Annotated in this window: 17 protein-coding genes and 1 pseudogene; 14 read left to right on the top strand and 4 right to left on the bottom strand. The window is 54.2% G+C overall.

Features of this window, described 5'->3' with window-relative positions; all coding sequences use genetic code 11:
• Positions 1-51 precede the first annotated feature (51 nt).
• Together dusA and pspG are read left to right on the top strand one after the other, a co-directional pair.
• Complete coding sequence (dusA, locus tag KXR87_RS10265; protein WP_437432161.1) at positions 52-1047, top strand: tRNA dihydrouridine(20/20a) synthase DusA; 996 nt, start codon at positions 52-54, stop codon at positions 1045-1047.
• A 149-nt stretch (positions 1048-1196) separates the two neighbouring features.
• Positions 1197-1439 (top strand): envelope stress response protein PspG, encoded by a 243-nt coding sequence (pspG, locus tag KXR87_RS10260; RefSeq protein ID WP_437432160.1) that lies wholly within the window; start codon positions 1197-1199, stop codon positions 1437-1439.
• 288 nt (positions 1440-1727) lie between these two features.
• On the opposite strand, the gene KXR87_RS10255 is transcribed toward pspG, so the two are convergent.
• The gene (locus KXR87_RS10255) at positions 1728-2723 is read right to left on the bottom strand and encodes a quinone oxidoreductase (protein ID WP_437432159.1); all 996 of its coding nucleotides are present in this window, start codon (positions 2721-2723) and stop codon (positions 1728-1730) included.
• Positions 2724-2783: 60 nt separating this feature from the next.
• Here KXR87_RS10255 and dnaB point away from each other — a divergent pair, with 60 nt between their 5' ends.
• The 6 genes from dnaB to KXR87_RS10225 all read left to right on the top strand — a co-directional run bounded on the left by dnaB (position 2784) and on the right by KXR87_RS10225 (position 8958).
• Positions 2784-4190, top strand: a complete 1407-nt coding sequence (dnaB, locus tag KXR87_RS10250; protein ID WP_437432158.1) for a replicative DNA helicase — start codon at positions 2784-2786, stop codon at positions 4188-4190.
• Positions 4191-4345: 155 nt separating this feature from the next.
• On the top strand, positions 4346-5425 hold the full coding sequence (alr, locus tag KXR87_RS10245) for an alanine racemase (RefSeq protein WP_437432157.1): 1080 nt from the start codon (positions 4346-4348) through the stop codon (positions 5423-5425).
• A gap of 607 nt (positions 5426-6032) precedes the next feature.
• A complete protein-coding gene (gene tyrB, locus KXR87_RS10240; RefSeq protein WP_437432156.1) occupies positions 6033-7226 on the top strand; it encodes an aromatic amino acid transaminase in 1194 nt (397 codons plus the stop codon).
• A 149-nt stretch (positions 7227-7375) separates the two neighbouring features.
• Positions 7376-8083, top strand: coding sequence for an acid phosphatase AphA (gene aphA / locus KXR87_RS10235; protein ID WP_437432155.1), 708 nt, complete (start codon positions 7376-7378; stop codon positions 8081-8083).
• Positions 8084-8185: 102 nt separating this feature from the next.
• Positions 8186-8602 (top strand): secondary thiamine-phosphate synthase enzyme YjbQ, encoded by a 417-nt coding sequence (locus KXR87_RS10230; protein ID WP_437432154.1) that lies wholly within the window; start codon positions 8186-8188, stop codon positions 8600-8602.
• A 2-nt stretch (positions 8603-8604) separates the two neighbouring features.
• Positions 8605-8958 carry an MmcQ/YjbR family DNA-binding protein gene (locus tag KXR87_RS10225; RefSeq protein ID WP_437432153.1) on the top strand — a complete coding sequence of 118 codons (354 nt, stop codon included), beginning with the start codon at positions 8605-8607 and terminating at the stop codon, positions 8956-8958.
• Here the strand turns inward: KXR87_RS10225 and uvrA are convergent, their stop codons facing one another.
• Complete coding sequence (gene uvrA / locus KXR87_RS10220) at positions 8959-11784, bottom strand: excinuclease ABC subunit UvrA (RefSeq protein ID WP_437432152.1); 2826 nt, start codon at positions 11782-11784, stop codon at positions 8959-8961. It lies immediately after the preceding gene.
• Between the two features lie 245 nt (positions 11785-12029).
• On the opposite strand from uvrA, the gene ssb1 reads away from it, so the two are divergent.
• A complete protein-coding gene (gene ssb1 / locus KXR87_RS10215) occupies positions 12030-12569 on the top strand; it encodes a single-stranded DNA-binding protein SSB1 (RefSeq protein ID WP_437432151.1) in 540 nt (179 codons plus the stop codon).
• A gap of 110 nt (positions 12570-12679) precedes the next feature.
• On the opposite strand, the gene KXR87_RS10210 is transcribed toward ssb1, so the two are convergent.
• Positions 12680-12961, bottom strand: coding sequence for a YjcB family protein (locus tag KXR87_RS10210; RefSeq protein WP_437432150.1), 282 nt, complete (start codon positions 12959-12961; stop codon positions 12680-12682).
• A gap of 847 nt (positions 12962-13808) precedes the next feature.
• Here KXR87_RS10210 and KXR87_RS10205 point away from each other — a divergent pair.
• Positions 13809-14699, top strand: a pseudogene (locus tag KXR87_RS10205) (EAL domain-containing protein); the annotation flags it as partial.
• 15 nt (positions 14700-14714) lie between these two features.
• Here KXR87_RS10205 and soxS read toward each other — a convergent pair.
• Positions 14715-15038 carry a superoxide response transcriptional regulator SoxS gene (gene soxS / locus KXR87_RS10200; RefSeq protein ID WP_437432149.1) on the bottom strand — a complete coding sequence of 108 codons (324 nt, stop codon included), beginning with the start codon at positions 15036-15038 and terminating at the stop codon, positions 14715-14717.
• An 80-nt stretch (positions 15039-15118) separates the two neighbouring features.
• On the opposite strand from soxS, the gene soxR reads away from it, so the two are divergent.
• The 4 genes from soxR to KXR87_RS10180 all read left to right on the top strand — a co-directional run bounded on the left by soxR (position 15119) and on the right by KXR87_RS10180 (position 19972).
• Positions 15119-15577: a redox-sensitive transcriptional activator SoxR gene (gene soxR, locus KXR87_RS10195; protein WP_437432148.1), complete on the top strand. Its 459-nt coding sequence runs from the start codon at positions 15119-15121 to the stop codon at positions 15575-15577.
• 289 nt (positions 15578-15866) lie between these two features.
• Positions 15867-16541, top strand: coding sequence for a glutathione S-transferase family protein (locus tag KXR87_RS10190; RefSeq protein ID WP_437432147.1), 675 nt, complete (start codon positions 15867-15869; stop codon positions 16539-16541).
• Positions 16542-16836: 295 nt separating this feature from the next.
• On the top strand, positions 16837-18186 hold the full coding sequence (ghxP, locus tag KXR87_RS10185) for a guanine/hypoxanthine transporter GhxP (protein ID WP_437432146.1): 1350 nt from the start codon (positions 16837-16839) through the stop codon (positions 18184-18186).
• Between the two features lie 139 nt (positions 18187-18325).
• Entirely contained in the window at positions 18326-19972 is a 1647-nt protein-coding gene (locus KXR87_RS10180; RefSeq protein ID WP_437432145.1) for a Na+/H+ antiporter, read from the top strand.
• The last annotated feature ends 12 nt before the right edge of the window (positions 19973-19984 follow it).

Here is a 19984-nt window from a genome sequence, read left to right as displayed (position 1 = left end):
TTTCTTTGTGCTATAGTAGCGCCCCTTTTTCGTAAAGCTCATTTATTCGCCATGTCGCCAGAAATTCAGCCTACTGTTTACCCCGCTCACCGTTTCTCGATCGCGCCGATGCTCGACTGGACGGACAGGCATTGTCGTTACTTCCTGCGTCAGCTCTCCCGCCATACGCTGCTCTACACCGAAATGGTGACGACGGGCGCCATTATTCATGGTAAAGGTGACTATCTGGCCTACAGCGAGGAAGAGCATCCGGTGGCCTTGCAGCTCGGAGGAAGCGACCCGGCTGCGCTGGCGCAATGTGCAAAACTGGCTGAACAGCGCGGTTATGATGAGATCAACCTGAACGTAGGTTGCCCGTCCGATCGCGTGCAGAACGGCATGTTTGGCGCCTGCCTGATGGGTAATGCGCAACTGGTTGCCGACTGTGTTAAAGCGATGCGTGATGTCGTAACGATCCCGGTGACCGTGAAAACACGTATCGGGATTGACGACCAGGACAGTTACGAGTTCCTTTGCGATTTCATCAACACCGTCGCCGGCAAAGGCGAATGTGAGACCTTTATCATCCATGCGCGTAAAGCCTGGCTCTCTGGTCTGAGCCCGAAAGAGAACCGCGAGATCCCGCCGCTGGATTACCCACGGGTTTATCAGTTAAAGCGTGATTTCCCGCATCTGACCCTTGCCATTAACGGGGGCATTACGTCGCTGGAAGCGGCGAACGCCCATCTTGAACACATGGATGGCGTCATGGTGGGGCGCGAAGCCTATCAAAATCCAGGGATCCTGGCGCGAGTTGATCGCGAGATTTTCGGCGTGGATGGTCCGGATGCCGATCCGGTGGCCGTGGTGCGTGCCATGTATCCTTATATTGAAAATGAGCTGAGACAAGGCACCTATCTTGGCCATATCACGCGACACATGCTGGGTCTCTTCCAGGGCATCCCTGGTGCACGCCAGTGGCGGCGTTACCTCAGCGAAAATGCGCACAAGCCCGGCGCTGATGTCGCCGTGCTGGAACATGCGTTGAGCCTGGTGGCTGGTCGTTAAATTTTCACTACTTGTTGGTCAATTTCACCAAACCCTGCACTTGATGGCAGGGTTTTTTGTTGATAAATCAACGATAAAAATTCTGGCACGTTTCTTGATATATCTCTGGCATAGAGTCCAGGTTATGACTCATTTATCGGGAGCGCACCATGCTGGAATTACTGTTTGTTATCGTCTTTTTTATTGTGTTACTGGCGACAGGCGTGTCGGTATTAGGCATTCTGGCGGCTATCCTGGTTGCCACCGCTTTGATGTTTGTCGGCGGTTTGTTCGCCATGATGATTAAACTGTTACCGTGGCTGCTGCTCGCCGTGGCGGTTGTTTGGGTGATACGCGCGGTCAAAGCTCCAAAAGTGCCTCAATATCAGCGCAATAAGCGCTGGCGTTACTAAAGGTTTGAGTGCTTGATCACAACCTCAACACTTTTTCAGGCACATCGCTAAGAACCGAATAGGATTTAGATATCAAATCTGTCACTATCGCGCCGTTAACGAATTCATCGCGCTGTACCCTACATACAGCCGAACTAAAAAAAGAATGGGCTTCCCTCGGGAAGCCCTAATTCTTTCTTCCTCGTCATCATTCATGCCGTAGATGCGTGGCTGCTTTCATTCGCCCTGGTCACTTACCTGAATCAGCTTCCAGGGATTCATTCAATTGCCGCTTTTCTGCAACGTAAATTATTTAGAAGATGCAGGAATCAGCAAACTTGACCCTTGCGTGGCACGACTTTCCAGCATCTCATGCGCCCGCTGCGCATCCTCAAGTGCGAATTTCTGCGTATCGGCCACATCAACTTTTATCACGCCGCTGGCAATCAATGAGAAGAGTTCATTGCTGGCCTCTTCCAGCTCCTCCCGCGTGGTCACGTAGCCGTTCAGCGAGGGACGCGTGGCGTAAAGTGACCCCTTTTGATTAAGAATGCCAAGATTCACGCCTGTTACCGGTCCTGAGGCGTTACCGAAGCTGACCATCAGCCCCTGGCGTTGCAGGCAGTCCAGCGAGCTTTCCCAGGTATCTTTACCCACGGAGTCATACACCACGCGCACTTTTTTACCGCCGGTTATCTCTTTTACCCGCTCGACAACGCTCTCCTCACGGTAGTTAATGACCTGCCAGGCACCGGCCTGCAAGGCGCGCTGCGCTTTCTGGGCAGAGCCCACCGTACCAATGAGCTTCGCCCCCAGCGCTTTCGCCCACTGACAGGCAATCAGGCCCACGCCACCGGCTGCGGCGTGGAACAGAAAAGGCTCATCGGGCTTGATCTCATAGGTTTTGCGCAGCAGGTAAAAGACCGTCAGACCCTTCAGGAAGGAGGCCGCAGCCTGCTCAAATGAGATGGCATTCGGCAGGATGGCGACTTTATCGGCGGGAACATTATGCACTGAGCTGTAAGCGCCCAGCCCGGACTGAGCATAGACCACGCGGTCACCCACTTTAATGTGCTCAACCGCACTGCCTGTTTTGCTCACTACACCAGCCGCTTCAGTGCCGAGGCCAGCAGGCAGCGCTGGCGGTGGATAGAGGCCGCTACGTATATAAGTATCGATATAGTTAATGCCAATCGCTTTGTTTTCTACCTGCACCTCGTTCGCCGCGGGATCGGCGGGAGTGAATTCAACGGCTTGCAGAACATCCGGCCCACCATGCTTGTGAAATTCAATTCTTGTCGCCATGCTTCCTCCTGAATGTGATAATCTTTCGACCCATTCTCTATCTCGGTAACTCCATTCACTATGGCAGGAAATAAACCCTTCAACAAACCGACTGAACCCCGCGACAGACAGCTCGAGGGGATGAAAGTGCCTCCTCATTCTATTGAAGCGGAGCAGTCAGTGTTGGGCGGTTTAATGCTGGATAATGAGCGCTGGGACGACGTAGCTGAACGCGTAGTATCAGAAGATTTCTATACCCGCCCGCACCGCCATATCTTCACGGAAATGCATCGTCTTCAGGAGATGGGTAAGCCTATCGACCTGATTACACTGGCGGAATCGCTGGAACTGCAAGGGCAGCTGGACATCGTCGGCGGTTTTGCTTATCTGGCTGAATTGTCCAAAAACACGCCAAGTGCGGCGAATATCAGCGCTTATGCCGATATCGTCCGTGAACGTGCAGTCGTGCGTGAGATGATCTCCGTCGCCAATGAGATCGCCAGCGCGGGGTTTGACCCTCAGGGGCGCACCAGTGAAGACCTGCTCGACCTGGCTGAGTCGCGCGTTTTCAAAATAGCGGAAAGTCGCGCCAACAAAGATGAAGGCCCGAAAAACATCGCTGATGTGCTTGAGGCGACCGTTGCGCGTATTGAGCTGTTGTTCCAGCAGCCGCACGATGGCGTCACCGGCGTCAACACCGGTTATGACGACCTCAATAAAAAAACCGCGGGTTTGCAGCCTTCCGATTTGATCATCGTCGCCGCGCGTCCCTCGATGGGTAAGACCACTTTTGCGATGAACCTCGTCGAAAATGCGGCGATGTTGCAGGACAAACCGGTGCTTATCTTCAGTCTTGAGATGCCTTCTGAGCAAATTATGATGCGTTCGCTGGCCTCGCTGTCACGTGTGGACCAGACCCGTATTCGTACCGGGCAGCTGGATGACGAGGACTGGGCGCGAATCTCCGGCACCATGGGCATTTTGCTGGAAAAACGCAATATCTATATTGATGACTCATCCGGCCTGACGCCGACAGAAGTGCGTTCCCGTGCGCGCCGCATTGCGCGCGAGCACGGCGGGATCGGTCTTATCATGATCGATTACCTTCAGTTGATGCGCGTACCGTCGCTCTCAGACAATCGTACGCTTGAGATTGCCGAAATCTCCCGCTCGCTGAAAGCGCTGGCGAAAGAGCTGCAGGTGCCGGTGGTGGCGCTCTCCCAGCTAAACCGCTCCCTGGAGCAGCGCGCCGATAAACGCCCGGTGAACTCCGACCTGCGTGAATCCGGTTCCATCGAGCAGGATGCCGACCTGATCATGTTTATCTATCGTGACGAGGTCTATCACGAAAACAGCGACCTGAAAGGGATCGCAGAAATCATTATTGGTAAGCAACGTAACGGCCCTATCGGTACGGTGCGTTTGACCTTTAACGGGCAGTGGTCGCGTTTTGATAATTACGCAGGACCACAATACGACGACGAATAATCCTCGTCATCCTTTGAGCTGCAGCGGCGTTGCCTGCGTCCGCTCACTCCGTGAACGTAGTGGACTACGTTCACGGAGAGTCGTGGCTTTGCCGCCTAGCTGCAACTTAAATGATTCAGAGGATGGTCTATTTTTCATTTAGGCAAGGAATTCAAATGCAAGCGGCAACTGTTGTAGTCAACCGCCGCGCTCTGCGACATAACCTGCAACGCCTGCGCGAACTGGCTCCCGCCAGTCGCCTGGTGGCGGTTGTGAAAGCGAACGCCTATGGACACGGTCTTGTTGAGACCGCGCGAACGCTCCCCGATGCCGACGCTTTTGGCGTCGCCCGTCTCGAAGAGGCCCTTCGCCTGCGCGAAGGCGGCATCACTCATCCCATTCTGTTGCTCGAAGGTTTTTTTACCGCCGACGAGTTGCCTCTCGTGTCGGCTCAGCGCCTTGATACCGTAGTGCACAGCGTCGAACAGCTGGTGGCGCTGGAGTCCACCGACCTGGCGACTCCCGTCACCGTCTGGATGAAGCTCGACACCGGCATGCATCGCCTTGGCGTGAGTCCGGATGAGGCTGAGGCTTTCTATCAGCGCCTGACGCAGTGTAAAAATGTGCGTCAGCCGGTCAATATTGTCAGCCATTTTGCCCGTGCGGATGAGCCCGACTGTGGGGCTACCGAGCGCCAGATTGCTATCTTCACCACCTTCAGTGAAGGTAAACCGGGACAGCGTTCTCTTGCCGCCTCCGGCGGAACGCTCCTGTGGCCCCAGGCACATTTTGACTGGGTGCGCCCTGGCATCATTCTTTACGGTGTTTCGCCGCTTGACCGCCGTCCGTGGGGCGAAGATTTTGGTTTCCTGCCGGCGATGACTCTCACTTCCAGCCTTATCGCCGTGCGCGAACACAAAGCCGGTGAACCCGTGGGTTATGGCGGCACCTGGGTCAGTGAGCGTGACACCCGTCTGGGAGTGGTGGCGATGGGCTATGGCGATGGTTATCCGCGCTCGGTGCCATCCGGTACGCCGGTGCTGGTTAACGGGCGCGAAGTGCCAATCGTCGGCCGTGTGGCGATGGATATGATCTGTGTCGACCTGGGGCCGGAGTGTCAGGATCAGGTGGGCGATCCGGTTATCTTCTGGGGTGAAGGTCTGCCTGTTGAACGCATTGCGGAGCATACCGGCATCAGCGCCTATGAGCTGATAACGCGTCTGACCTCGCGTGCGGCGCTGAAATACGTTGATTAACCTGGAGTTTGCTCTCTTCCTCAACCTGGTCCTCTTCCCAAAGGGTGAGAGACCGAAATCAGCACGCTTTTCGCCCTCTCCCCGTGGGCTGAGGAATTTCCAGTAATATGACGTTTTACAGCGATATCACGGCGCAATGAGAATACAGCCGTCACCGCGATGACTGGGTCCGGCTGAAAATCGATGAGGCGTTGACGGCTGACCGGAGCCGCCCGCAGGGAGGCAGGCTGGTCCCCGACCCGATAGTCAGACGATATAAGCATCATGGACCGCGAAGCGGCGATTTTCCTGGCCGGGAGCCCGGGTCGCCAGGGTGGTGGCGGTGAACCACCCTGGCACGTTCACGGGTTCTGACGCTACAGAAAAGCAAGGAACATGAGGTGAACGGAATGACCACCAGAGCCGCATGTTCCCCTCACCCTGACCCTCTCCCCAAAGGGGCGAGGGGACCGACCGTGCTCGTATTATTTTGTGGGGATTCCTCAGCCCCGTGGGAGAACGCCGGGCTGAAGGCACCAGACGATGAGGTGTAAACATCTCTCTCGACCTTCCTCCGCTTCCGGTTTATTGTGTCTTTCTTGCCACTGTAAACCTGGAGAACCACCTCGTGTTTCAGAAAGTTGACGCCTATGCGGGCGACCCTATCCTGACGTTGATGGAGCGTTTTAAAGAAGACCCCCGTAGCGACAAAGTAAACCTCAGCATCGGGCTCTATTATAACGAAGAGGGTATCATTCCTCGTCTGCAGGCGATTGCCGAAGCCGAAGCTCGTCTGAATGCTCAGCCGCACGGGGCGTCACTTTATCTGCCGATGGAAGGGTTGAACAGCTACCGCCATACCATCGCCCCCCTGCTGTTTGGGGCCGATCACCCGGTCCTGGCGCAAAAACGCCTGGCGACCATCCAGACGCTGGGCGGCTCCGGCGCGTTGAAAGTGGGTGCCGATTTCCTTAAACGCTACTTCCCGAATTCCGGCGTCTGGGTCAGCGACCCTACCTGGGAAAATCACGTTGCTATCTTTGAAGGTGCCGGTTTCACCGTCAGCACTTATCCCTGGTTCGACAGCGAAACTAACGGCGTGCGCTTCGCGGCGCTGCTTGAAACACTGGAGGCGCTGCCGGCGCAGAGCATCGTGTTGCTGCATCCGTGCTGCCATAACCCGACCGGCTCCGATCTGAGTAACGATCAATGGGATGCGGTGGTGGCCGCGCTCAAAGCACGCAACCTGATCCCGTTCCTCGACATCGCGTATCAGGGCTTTGGCGCTGGCATGGAAGAGGATGCCTACGCCATTCGCGCGGTTGCGGATGCCGGCCTGCCTGCGCTGGTAAGCAACTCGTTTTCCAAAATTTTCTCCCTTTATGGTGAGCGTGTCGGCGGCCTGTCGGTGGTTTGTGAAGATGCTGATGCAGCCAGTCGCGTACTGGGTCAACTGAAAGCTACGGTCCGTCGCAACTACTCCAGCCCGCCAAATTTTGGTGCTCAGTTGGTCGCAACCGTGCTTAGTGATACGGCGCTGAAAGCCTCATGGCTGGCGGAAGTGGAAACCATGCGCATCCGTATTCTGTCCATGCGTCAGGCACTGGTTACCGTGCTGAAAGAGGCGGTGCCTGGCCGTAACTTTGATTGTCTGCTGCAGCAGCGCGGCATGTTCAGCTACACCGGCCTGAGCCCGGCGCAGGTTGACCGTCTGCGTGACGAGTTTGGCGTTTACCTCATCGCCAGCGGACGCATGTGTGTCGCTGGTCTTAACAGCCGCAACGTTCACCGCGTGGCGCAGGCATTTGCCGCCGTAATGTAACCGCCCACTTTTCCTCCCGCCGGGGAGGAAAATGCCCTAAAAAGTGCAGAAACGACTTTCCATACCCCGCTTCAGGGGGTATGGTCGAACGGTTTTTTAATCATTTGCACAAATTCTAAGCATAACGAACTGAAAATTTAGGGATAAATATGCGAAAAATTACAGTGGCACTCTGCTTATCATTTTCGCTTTTCAGCGCGGTCTCTGCTCTTGCCTCCACGCCAACGCCTGACAATACCGCTGGGACCAATGTTGCCAGACTCGCCGAACAGGTTCCCGTGCATTGGGTCTCCGTCGCTCAGATTGAAAACAGCCTTGTGGATCGCCCGCCGATGGCCGTAGGATTTGATATCGACGACACGGTGCTCTTTTCGAGTCCGGGCTTCTGGCGCGGGAAAAAAATCTACTCCCCGGACAGCGACGCATATCTGCAAAATCCTGAATTCTGGGAAAAGATGAACAACGGCTGGGACGAGTTCAGCATTCCAAAAGAGGTGGCGCGCGCGCTGATTGCGATGCACGTGAAGCGAGGCGATCGCCTCTTTTTCGTGACGGGGCGCAGCCAGACTGCGACCGAAAGCGTAACCAAAACTTTGCAGGACGACTTCCTGATCCCCGCCGCCAACATGAACCCGGTAATTTTCGCCGGCGATAAGGCCGGGCAAAATACCAAAACCCAGTGGCTGATGGATAAGCAGATCAAAATCTTCTACGGGGATTCGGACAACGATATTACCGCAGCCAAAGCGGCTCAGGCGCGACCGGTGCGCATTCTGCGCGCTTCAAACTCTACCTACCGGCCGCTGCCGCAGGCGGGGGCGTACGGCGAAGAGGTCATTGTTAACTCAGAATACTGAAGTTTTTTACTGCCTGATTAAACAAAAAAGCCTTAGCGGGTTTTACCTTTTGCTGACTTGCTGCACACTTAAAAAGATTCGTCTTTCACAATGGAGCAGCAGATGTGGTATCAACAAACGTTAACGTTGGACGCTAAATCACGTGGTTTTCATTTAGTCACTGACGAGGTGTTGGGGCAGATCCATGATTTGCACCGCATCAAAACGGGATTGTTACATCTGCTGCTACAGCATACTTCTGCTTCTCTTACCCTCAATGAAAACTGCGACCCTACCGTGCGTCACGACATGGAGCAGCATTTTCTCAAGACCGTACCTGAAAATGCGCACTATGAGCACGACTATGAAGGGCCGGATGATATGCCTTCACATATCAAGTCCTCCATGCTTGGCGTGTCCCTGATGCTACCCATTTCTCACGGGCGCGTTCAGCTTGGCACATGGCAGGGGATCTGGCTGGGAGAGCATCGTATCCACGGCGGCTCGCGACACATCATCGCGACGCTACAAGGAGAATAAAGATGACCATTTCGGAGTTATTACAGTACTGCATGGCGAAAAAGGGCGCAGAGCAGAGCGTTCACAGTGACTGGAAAGCCACGCAAATCAAAGTATCTGACGTATTGTTTGCGATGGTGAAAGAGGTGGACGGGCGTCCGGCGGCGTCACTGAAAACCAGCCCGGAGCTGGCGGAGTTGCTTCGTCAGCAGCATAAAGATGTGCGCCCCAGCAGGCATCTTAATAAAGCCCACTGGAGCACGGTCTATCTCGACGGCTCACTGCCCGACTCACAGCTCTACTACCTGGTTGATGCCTCGTATAATCAGGCGTTATCGCTGTTGCCTGATCCCGTCAGGCAACAGCTGTCCGTCTGACTACTTCAGTAACGGCTTCAGGAAGCGCGCCGTGTGCGAGGCTTCGCATTCGGCGACGGTTTCAGGCGTACCGGAGATGAGAATTTCCCCGCCGCCGCTACCGCCTTCCGGACCAAGATCGACAATCCAGTCGGCAGTTTTAATAACGTCCAGGTTGTGCTCAATCACCACGATAGTATTGCCCTGATCGCGCAACTGATGCAGCACTTCCAGCAGCTGCTGAATGTCCGCAAAGTGCAGACCGGTGGTGGGTTCATCCAGAATATACAACGTCTGACCGGTGCCACGTTTCGAAAGCTCACGCGCCAGCTTCACACGCTGTGCTTCACCGCCGGAGAGCGTGGTGGCAGACTGCCCCAGGCGGATGTAGGTCAGGCCGACATCCATCAGGGTTTGCAGCTTACGGGCCAGCGCTGGCACGGCGTCAAAGAATTCACGCGCCTCTTCGATGGTCATATCCAGCACTTCGTGGATCGTCTTGCCCTTGTACTTAATCTCCAGCGTTTCGCGGTTGTAGCGTTTGCCTTTGCACTGGTCGCACGGCACGTAAATATCCGGCAGGAAGTGCATTTCAACTTTGATGACGCCATCGCCCTGGCAGGCTTCGCAGCGTCCGCCACGGACGTTAAAGCTAAAGCGCCCAGGGGTGTAGCCACGAGAGCGGGACTCCGGCACGCCAGCGAAAAGTTCGCGTACCGGCGTAAACACCCCGGTATAGGTTGCCGGGTTTGAACGCGGTGTGCGGCCAATCGGACTCTGATCGATGTCGATAACTTTATCGAAATGTTCCAGCCCTTTGATATCGCGATAAGGCGCGGGTTCCGCCAGCGTTGCGCCGTTGAGTTGGGTCTGGGCAAGCGGGAAGAGGGTGTCATTAATCAGGGTTGATTTACCGGAGCCGGAGACGCCGGTAATGCAGGTAAACAGGCCAACCGGCAGCGTCAGCGTCACGTCTTTAAGGTTGTTACCGCGTGCGCCGGTCAGTTTCAGCACTTTTTCCGGGTCAGCCTTAACGCGTGATGCTGGTACGGTGATCTGCCGCTTACCGCTCATGAACTGGCCGGTGAGTGACTCTGGTACCGCCATAATGTCATCCAGCGTACCTTCTGCAACAACCTGGCCGCCGTGAACGCCGGCGCCAGGGCCGATATCAATCACGTGGTCCGCGGCGCGGATGGCATCTTCATCATGTTCAACCACAATGACGGTATTGCCGAGATTGCGCAGGTGAATCAATGTACCGAGCAGGCGCTCGTTATCACGCTGATGCAGGCCAATCGACGGCTCATCCAGGACGTACATCACCCCCACCAGACCAGCACCAATCTGGCTCGCCAGACGGATACGTTGCGCTTCGCCACCGGAGAGGGTCTCCGCCGAGCGGGAAAGCGTCAGGTAGTTCAGGCCAACGTTGACCAGGAATTTCAGGCGATCGCCAATCTCTTTCAGCACTTTTTCGGCGATTTTAGCCCGCTGACCAGAAAGCTTCAGGTTAGTGAAGAAGTCCATCGCGTGGCCAATGCTCATATCCGAAATGGTTGGCAGCGGCGTATTTTCAACATAGACGTGGCGTGCTTCACGGTTCAGACGCGTCCCTTCGCAGCTCGCACACGGGCGATTGCTGATGAACTTTGCCAGTTCTTCACGCACCGCAGAGGACTCGGTCTCTTTATAGCGGCGCTCCATATTATGCAGCACCCCTTCAAACGGATGGCGGCGCACGGAGGTGTCGCCGCGATCGTTCATGTATTTGAACTCGATGCTCTCTTTTGCGGAACCAAACAGCACCACTTTATGGACGTTTGCGCTCAGGCTTGCCCAGGGCGCGTCCACATCGAATTTGTAGTGGTCAGCCAGCGACTTCAACATCTGGAAATAGTAAAAATTGCGCCGATCCCAGCCGCGAATAGCGCCGCCCGCGAGGGACAGTTCAGGATTCTGAATAACGCGATCCGGGTCGAAATACTGCTGCACGCCGAGGCCGTCGCAGGTAGGGCAGGCGCCAGCCGGGTTGTTGAACGAGAACAGGCGCGGTTCCAGTTCACGCATGCTGTAGCCACAAACTGGGCAGGCAAAGTTGGCGGAGAAGAGCATCTCTTCCGCTTTGGTGTCGTCCATATCGGCGACAATCGCCGTACCGCCGGAGAGCTCCAATGCAGTTTCAAAAGATTCCGCCAGGCGTTGGGCTAAATCCTCACGGACCTTGAAGCGGTCAATCACCACCTCGATGGTGTGTTTCTTTTGCAGTTCAAGCGACGGCGGATCGGAAAGGTCGCATACTTCACCATCAATACGTGCGCGGATGTAGCCCTGGCTGGCCAGATTTTCCAGCGTCTTGGTGTGTTCACCTTTTCGCTCTTTAATAACCGGCGCGAGGAGCATCAGGCGCTTGCCTTCCGGCAGGGCCAGTACGTTATCCACCATCTGACTGACGGTCTGCGCCGCCAGCGGCACGTCATGATCCGGGCAGCGCGGCTCGCCAACGCGAGCATACAGCAGACGAAGGTAGTCGTGGATTTCCGTGATGGTCCCGACCGTAGAGCGCGGGTTGTGCGAGGTGGATTTTTGCTCAATGGAAATCGCAGGCGACAGCCCTTCGATGTGGTCAACGTCCGGTTTTTCCATCAGGGAGAGGAACTGGCGGGCGTAGGCAGAGAGCGACTCTACATAGCGGCGCTGCCCTTCGGCGTACAGGGTGTCGAAAGCCAGTGATGATTTACCTGAACCCGACAGCCCGGTCACGACAATCAGCTTGTCGCGTGGGATGACGAGGTTGATGTTTTTGAGATTGTGGGTGCGTGCGCCCCGTACTTCGATCTTATCCATTCACCTTTCCCGGTAATGACTCGGAATGCCTGGTTTGTTTGAAGGACAACCGGCAGAAACGGCTAATTATGACACAATTTAACCTGGCTGAATATACAGTATTGGAATGCGCATTCTGATTAAGTGTGCAACAATGTATGGATCGTGCGAATGCCGGGAGATGCTTCGAAACTATCGAAAGGCCACGTGGAAATGGTACACTCGCGCGCTTACACTATTTAGAAATGTTTTCAGGAGACACGATCATGGCCAGCAGAGGCGTAAACAAGGTGATTCTCGTCGGTAATCTGGGGCAGGACCCGGAAGTACGCTACATGCCGAGTGGTGGTGCAGTGGCCAACATTACGCTGGCGACCTCCGAATCCTGGCGCGATAAAGCGACGGGTGAGATGAAAGAGCAGACTGAATGGCACCGTGTTGTGCTGTTTGGCAAACTGGCTGAAGTCGCCGGTGAATACCTGCGCAAAGGTTCTCAGGTCTATATCGAAGGTCAGTTGCGTACCCGTAAATGGACAGATCAGTCTGGTACTGAAAAGTACACCACTGAAGTCGTGGTTAACGTTGGTGGCACCATGCAGATGCTCGGTGGTCGCCAGGGTGGCGGTGCGCCGGCAGGTGGCAATATGGGCGGCGGCCAGGGTCAGCAGGGCGGCTGGGGTCAACCTCAACAACCGCAGGGTGGCAACCAGTTCAGCGGCGGTGCACAGTCCCGTCCGCAGCAGCAGTCTGCGCCAGCGCAGTCTAACGAACCACCGATGGACTTTGACGACGATATCCCGTTCTGATGGATGTCCGAAACGGCGCATTAAGCCACTGACTAAAACCCTCGCAATGACGAGGGTTTTTTGTCTCTGCCATCCAGATATAAAAAAAGCTCCACGCGGGAGCTTTTGCATCAGGTAATCACCATTGGCCATTCCGGCGGCGCTTTTGCTGATATTTCCGTCATGATATTGACCAGGTTATGCCAGACGTTGGCTGCGTCCATCAGGGTAATACCCAGCAGACCGGTGGCAAACCAGCAGGCCGCGACAAGCCCCAGTCCACTACTGATAACGGCAAGGCCGATATAATCCGCTTTACGAAACCGAATATTCAGTGTGCTGGCCATAAACATCAGCACTGCACTCAATATCTGCCAGCGTAAGAGAACAACGCCGGTGGTTAAGGTTGCCATGAAACTATCCTCAAAAAGAAACAAAGCTCAGGCGGACAGGCGTGGGCCATGCCCATTATGGGCTGGCAGTGCTTGAGTCCGCAGGGGGTAGCGCATCAGGTTGAAACAGTGTTGCTGCTTTCAATAATGTGAACTATATCACGTTTGTTCTTTTATTCACCAGCCTGATACGTGTAAATTTTGGCTGAAAAGCGGGAGCGGGGCATCAAAGGGATAGCTTCTGTCACCCCTTCGCCACGCAGGAAAGAGTGAACCTGTAAAGGCGTACAGGTAGCCTGCGGGGCAACAGATACTTTAATTTTACTTACGCTTACCGGAAACATCATGTGCTGCCGCGAAGCATAGGGGAGAGAGTAAGAAGGGGTGAATGCAAGAGCATTATCGCTATTTTCAGTCGTAAATGATCGGGCATGCAATAGCTGAAAAAATATCCTACCGGCCCGCCTTTTTTTTATCCTGTGGGAAGTTTGACTTAATCAACGATAGTATGTTGCGCAATCAAAAAAAACGTCTGAACAGTGGATAAAGGCATTCCTTAATATAAACATAACGCATACTTTTAGTTTGGCTTACGGACAAATATTATCGTCATAACCAAATATTAGGTTTTTAATGAGAAAAGTAAGTTGCTAATGTCGTATGATTCATGCAACGTAATCACCTGTTTATCAAAGCATCCTGCCTACATTACATGCAGGCACACTAAATGCAGGGATATAGGCGGAAATGAATCATAGCGTGCGTCGCAAGATGCTGAGACTTGTCGGGATCATCGTGGTAGTGCTCCTGCCGGTGATGCTGTCGCTATGGTTTGCGCATGTACGTGCAGTGAAGGAAACAGGAGCGCATTTCAACGTCGAGTGACAGCTATTATCAGTCCCTCTATCACCAGGCAACGCTGACTCTGCCGTTGGGGATGATATGCAGTATTATTGTGTTGCTGATGTGGTCACGAACACGACAGGAGTTTAACTCCCCACGTCGGTTACTTCATCGGGCATTAGCAAAACATCAGCTGAAACTTCATTACCAACCTATTATTGATATAAAAAATGGCCAATGCGTGGGTGCTGAAGCATTATTACGCTGGCCTGGTTTTAATGGCCCGGTAATGAGCCCGGCGGAATTTATTCCGTTGGCAGAAAAAGAGGGGATGATTGAGCGTGTCACCGATTATGTGGTTGACGAACTTTTTCAGGATTTAGGCGATTTTCTGGCTAAGTGGCCTGAGCTTTATATTTCGGTCAATCTTTCAGCAGTAGATTTTCACTCATCAAGGCTCATTGCCCTTATTTCTAATAAAGCCCGCGAATATTCGGTCCGTGCAGAGCAAATTAAAATAGAAGTCACTGAGCGCGGGTTTATTGACGTCCCTAAAACAACACCCGTCATTCAGGCATTTCGTCAGGCAGGTTATGAAGTCGCAATTGATGATTTTGGTACTGGTTATTCAAACTTACATAACCTGTATTCATTAAATGTCGATATTCTGAAGATAGATAAATCCTTTATCGATACCCTGACTACCAATAGCACCAGCCATCTCATCGCCGAACACATTATCGAGATGGCGCACAGTCTGCGGTTAAAAATCATCGCTGAAGGGGTGGAAACCGGTGAGCAGGTCACCTGGTTGCTCAAGCGCGGCGTGCAGTTTTGTCAGGGCTGGCACTTTGCGAAGGCGCTCCCCCCGCAGGACTTCATGGCCTGGGTTAAGCAGCCGCCTCCACTAAAGTAATTACCCCGGCGGCCGCTACGCGTGATGACGATAGTCGCTGGGTGTCCGATCAAATTCACGACGAAACACCCGAGAAAACGTCTGTTGCGAGACATATCCCAGATCCATCGCAATATCAAAAATCGGACGCTGCGTAGTGCGCAGTGCTTCCGCCGCCAGTAACAACCGACGCTGACGAATATAATCGCCCAGGGTTTGATGCGTTACCGTGCGGAACATCCTTTGCAGATACCATTTAGAATAGCCTGACTTTCTGGCGACAACATCAATGTTCAACGGTTGGTCGATATGCTCATCAATCCATTCCGTCAGTGTTTGAATAATCTGCTGATGGGACATATTGGTGCCTCTTTCTCGATTCGTCGATTTGTCTGCGCTGGAGTATAATTCCTCAAGTTAACTTGAGGTAAAGGGGTTTTATGGCAGTAAAATCACCGCGTATAAAAGCGCTGTTATCGCCGGGAGAAGTGGCTAAGCGTAGCGGGGTAGCGGTCTCTGCATTGCACTTTTATGAAAGCAAAGGGCTGATTAAAAGCACGCGAAATAGTGGTAATCAGCGGCGTTATACGCGTGATGTGTTGCGTTATGTGGCGATTATCAAGATTGCCCAGCGCATTGGCATCCCGCTGGCGACCATTCACGATGCTTTTGGTGTGTTGCCGGAAGGGCATACGTTGAGCGCAAAGGAGTGGAGGCAGCTCTCCTCTCAATGGCGTGAGGAGCTCGACAGACGTATTCATACTCTGGTGGCACTGCGTGACGAGCTCGATGGCTGTATCGGCTGCGGTTGTCTGTCGCGCAGCGACTGCCCGTTGCGTAACCCTGGCGACCAGTTAGGCCAGCAGGGTACCGGCGCGCGGTTGCTGGAAGAGGAGTGATAGCGCCAGTGCGCGCTGCAAAAAACTAAAGCGCACGGCAGGGGCGCTTTAGTCGTTCCGGTCTTTGCCTTTCTCTCTATCCCACTCATCTCTGGGAGGGTTTCCCCCGACTTCAGCACCCCTCAGGTAGACAGGAGGTTCCGGATTGTGCTGACACCTTTAGTATAGATCCTGCTTAAAAAACAACCCGCTCGTGCCGCGACTTTTTAGGAATTTTTTTATCCAACGGCCAGCCTTTTCTATAGTTAATTCGAATAAATTGTTATTCAACTAACCTGGGGAGACCACCATGCTTACCGTGCATCATCTGAACCAATCACGTTCCCAGCGGGTGCTCTGGGCCCTGGAAGAGTTAGAGCAACCCTACCAGATCGTCCGCTATCAGCGTGAGAAAACCATGCTTGCCCCGGATTCACTCAAAAAAGTCCATCCACTGGGTAAGTCTCCGGTGCTGGAAGATGGCGGGCTGGTGATTGCCGAATCCGGCGCTATCCTTGAGTACCTTCAGGAAACCTATGATCCTGAACAGCGCTTTAAACCGCAGGACCCCGCCATGCGCCAGCAGTATCGGTTCTGGCTGCATTATGCAGAAGGTTCGCTGATGCCGTTGTTACTGATGAAACTGGTATTTTCCAGTCTGGGTAAAGCGCCGGTGCCGTTTGGCTTTCGAACAATAGGCAAAGCCCTGGGCGGCGGCATTCAAAAAGCCTGGCTGAATAAACAAATAACGACTCATGCCCGGTTTATTGAATCTGAACTGGCGCACCGTCCCTGGTTTGCAGGGGAGGCGCTAAGCATGGCTGACGTGCAGATGAGCTTCCCCATCTTTGCCTTACTTGCCAGAGGCGGCCTTGACGACCTTCCCAATACCAAAGCCTGGCAAAAACGCGTTGAACAGCGTCCGGCCTGGCAACGGGCGATACAGCAGGGTGGACCTTTTGAGCTACCGGGCAGCGAAAAGTGATCCCGAAATGTTGCAAAGTTGCGCACCCACGATAACGTTTGCGCATATGGCGGTTATTTCTTCACCGCCATAAGCGAAAATTAGCAAAAAGCGGCAAAGTTCTGTTGAAAAGCGGTATCTAAACGCTGGATAATCGTTTGCCTTTTTCTTCCAACCGTTTTGTATGCGCGGAGTTAAACGTTTGCTTTTTGTGACACCCCTTTGTCACAAAGCATAGGGAAACGACGTTTGACACGCAGTGGACTGTCCGCCGCGTATACCAACGAACGATAAAAATTCTCAGGGGATGTTTTCTATGTCTACGCCTTCAGCGCGTACCGGCGGTTCGCTTGACGCTTTCTTTAAAATTTCTGCCCGTGGCAGCACGGTTCGTCAGGAAGTTGTCGCCGGTTTAACCACTTTTCTGGCAATGGTCTATTCCGTCATTGTGGTGCCCGGCATGCTGGGCAAAGCAGGCTTTCCGCCCGCTGCGGTTTTTGTGGCAACCTGCCTGGTTGCCGGTGTGGGTTCTATCGTCATGGGCCTGTGGGCGAATCTGCCGCTGGCTATCGGTTGTGCTATCTCGCTGACGGCGTTCACCGCATTTAGCCTGGTGCTGGGTCAGCAGATCAGCGTCCCGGTTGCGTTAGGTGCAGTGTTCCTGATGGGGGTATTGTTCACCGTGATTTCCGCTACGGGCATTCGTAGCTGGATCCTGCGCAACCTGCCGCAGGGCGTTGCGCATGGCACGGGTATCGGTATCGGCCTGTTCCTGCTGCTGATTGCGGCCAATGGCGTGGGTCTGGTTGTGAAAAATCCTCTGGACGGTCTGCCGGTTGCGCTGGGTCATTTCGCCAGCTTCCCGGTCATCATGTCGCTGATTGGTCTTGCGGTCATCATCGGTCTGGAAAAACTGAAGGTGCCGGGCGGTATCCTGCTGACCATCATTGGTGTCTCCATCGTCGGCCTGATTTTCGATCCGAGCGTCCACTTCTCCGGCATCTTCGCGATGCCATCGCTCAGTGATGACAAAGGTAATTCGTTAATTGGTAGCCTGGATATCATGGGTGCGCTGAATCCGGTTGTTCTGCCAAGCGTGCTGGCGCTGGTGATGACCGCCGTGTTTGATGCCACCGGCACGATCCGCGCGGTAGCCGGGCAGGCGAATCTGCTGGATAAAGACGGCCAAATCATTGATGGCGGTAAAGCGCTGACCACTGACTCCCTGAGCAGCGTCTTCTCCGGGCTGGTGGGGGCTGCGCCTGCGGCGGTCTATATCGAATCGGCAGCGGGTACAGCGGCTGGCGGGAAAACCGGTCTGACTGCGCTGACTGTAGGTGTATTGTTCCTGTTGATTCTGTTCCTCTCGCCGCTCTCTTATCTTGTACCGGCTTACGCCACCGCTCCTGCGCTGATGTACGTCGGCCTGCTGATGCTCAGTAACGTCGCTAAAATTGATTTTGCTGATTTTGTGGATGCGATGGCGGGCCTCATCACGGCGGTGTTTATCGTGCTGACCTGTAACATCGTAACCGGCATCATGATCGGTTTTGCCTCGCTGGTTATTGGCCGCGTGGTTTCCGGTGAGTTCCGTAAGCTGAACATTGGCACCGTCGTGATTGCGGTGGCGCTGGTGGTCTTCTATGCCGGTGGCTGGGCTATCTAAAGCAATGCTGGATGGCAAAAACGGGCGGCGCTGGCCGCCCGTTCTCATTTTTGCGCACATCTCGTTATCATTGCGTTAAGCTGGATGTTCTATTATCAAGGCATGACGCCTTTATAAAAAACATTGCAACAGGGAACGCATGGAACTCTTTTTTACCATTCTCATCATGATCCTCGTGGTATCGCTCTCCGGGGTCGTTACCCGTGTTTTACCCTTCCAGATCCCCCTCCCGCTGATGCAAATTGCCATCGGCGCGCTGTTGGCTTTTCCTACGTTTGGTCTGCACGTGGAGTTTGATCCGGAACTGTTTCTGGTCCTCTTTATCCCGCCGCTGCTCTTCGCTGATGGCTGGAAAACACCGACGCGAGAGTTTCTCGAGCATGGGCGAGAGATCTTCGGTCTTGCGCTGGCGCTGGTCGTTGTGACCGTCGTGGGAATTGGTTTTCTCATCTATTTTCTGGTGCCAGGCATTCCACTGGTACCGGCTTTTGCGTTAGCTGCGGTGTTGTCACCCACCGATGCGGTGGCATTGTCGGGTATTGTCGGCGAAGGGCGCATTCCAAAGAAAATCATGGGTATTTTGCAGGGTGAGGCGCTGATGAATGACGCCTCTGGCCTGGTGTCGCTAAAATTTGCCGTGGCCGTGGCAATGGGCACGATGGTCTTCACCATCGGCGGTGCCACCGTCGAATTTTTCAAAGTGGCCATCGGCGGCATTCTCGCCGGGTTTGTGGTGAGCTGGCTGTATGGTCGCTCACTGCGTTTTCTCAGCCGCTGGGGTGGTGATGAACCTGCTACCCAGATAGTTCTGCTGTTCCTTCTGCCGTTCGCCTCTTATCTGATTGCTGAACATATTGGTTTCTCCGGTATCCTGGCGGCGGTGGCGGCGGGGATGACCATCACCCGTTCCGGCATGATGCGTACCGCGCCGCTGGCTATGCGCCTGCGAGCCAACAGCACGTGGGCGATGCTGGAGTTTGTCTTCAATGGCATGGTGTTCCTGCTGTTAGGCCTGCAGCTGCCGGGTATTCTGGAGTCCTCTCTGGTGGCGGCGGAGGCCGATCCCAATGTCGAAACCTGGATGCTGTTTACTGACATCGTACTGATTTATCTGGCGCTGATGCTGGTCCGCTTTGGCTGGTTGTGGACCATGAAAAACTTCAGCAAACGCTTTTTACGCAAGAAGCCGATGGAGTTTGGTTCCTGGAGCACACGTGAGCTGCTGATTGCCACCTTTGCGGGCGTGCGTGGGGCCATTACCCTGGCGGGTGTGTTGTCTGTTCCCCTGTTCCTGCCAAACGGTATGGACTTCCCGGCCCGGTATGAACTGGTGTTCCTCGCCGCGGGCGTTATCCTCTTCTCGCTGTTTGTAGGGGTGATTGCCCTGCCGCAACTGCTCCAGCACATTGAAGTGCGTGACCATACGCAGCAGTTCAAAGAAGAACGCATGGCTCGTGCAGCAACGGCAGAAGTGGCGATTGTCGCGATCCAGAAGATGGAAGAGCGCATGGCGGCAGATGCTGAAGAGAACATCGATAATCAGCTGCTTACCGAAGTCAGCTCAAGGGTTATCGGAAACCTGCGACGTCGTGCGGATGGCCGTAATAATGTCGAAAGTTCGCTAATGGAAGAGAACCTGGAGCGGCGCTTTCGTCTGGCGGCACTGCGGTCAGAGCGCGCTGAGTTGTACCATCTGCGTGCAACCCGTCAAATCAGTAATGAGACGCTGCAGAAGATGCTTCACGATCTGGACTTACTGGAGTCACTGCTGGTAGAGCACAAATAAACCTTTTGCCCG

This window comes from Yokenella regensburgei (genome assembly GCF_051486985.1).
Classification (GTDB): domain Bacteria; phylum Pseudomonadota; class Gammaproteobacteria; order Enterobacterales; family Enterobacteriaceae; genus CBFFRJ01.
This window is presented reverse-complemented; position numbering and strand designations above follow the sequence as displayed.

Coding starts and splice junctions, on each gene's coding strand:
- KXR87_RS10225 (WP_437432153.1), top strand. CDS start 8,605: ATGACCATTTCGGAGTTATTACAGTACTGCATGGCGAAAAAGGGCGCA.
- KXR87_RS10255 (WP_437432159.1), bottom strand. CDS start 2,723: ATGGCGACAAGAATTGAATTTCACAAGCATGGTGGGCCGGATGTTCTG.
- dnaB (WP_437432158.1), top strand. CDS start 2,784: ATGGCAGGAAATAAACCCTTCAACAAACCGACTGAACCCCGCGACAGA.
- KXR87_RS10190 (WP_437432147.1), top strand. CDS start 15,867: ATGCTTACCGTGCATCATCTGAACCAATCACGTTCCCAGCGGGTGCTC.
- KXR87_RS10180 (WP_437432145.1), top strand. CDS start 18,326: ATGGAACTCTTTTTTACCATTCTCATCATGATCCTCGTGGTATCGCTC.
- pspG (WP_437432160.1), top strand. CDS start 1,197: ATGCTGGAATTACTGTTTGTTATCGTCTTTTTTATTGTGTTACTGGCG.
- KXR87_RS10230 (WP_437432154.1), top strand. CDS start 8,186: ATGTGGTATCAACAAACGTTAACGTTGGACGCTAAATCACGTGGTTTT.
- alr (WP_437432157.1), top strand. CDS start 4,346: ATGCAAGCGGCAACTGTTGTAGTCAACCGCCGCGCTCTGCGACATAAC.
- KXR87_RS10210 (WP_437432150.1), bottom strand. CDS start 12,961: ATGGCAACCTTAACCACCGGCGTTGTTCTCTTACGCTGGCAGATATTG.
- uvrA (WP_437432152.1), bottom strand. CDS start 11,784: ATGGATAAGATCGAAGTACGGGGCGCACGCACCCACAATCTCAAAAAC.
- soxR (WP_437432148.1), top strand. CDS start 15,119: ATGGCAGTAAAATCACCGCGTATAAAAGCGCTGTTATCGCCGGGAGAA.
- soxS (WP_437432149.1), bottom strand. CDS start 15,038: ATGTCCCATCAGCAGATTATTCAAACACTGACGGAATGGATTGATGAG.
- ssb1 (WP_437432151.1), top strand. CDS start 12,030: ATGGCCAGCAGAGGCGTAAACAAGGTGATTCTCGTCGGTAATCTGGGG.
- aphA (WP_437432155.1), top strand. CDS start 7,376: ATGCGAAAAATTACAGTGGCACTCTGCTTATCATTTTCGCTTTTCAGC.
- dusA (WP_437432161.1), top strand. CDS start 52: ATGTCGCCAGAAATTCAGCCTACTGTTTACCCCGCTCACCGTTTCTCG.
- ghxP (WP_437432146.1), top strand. CDS start 16,837: ATGTCTACGCCTTCAGCGCGTACCGGCGGTTCGCTTGACGCTTTCTTT.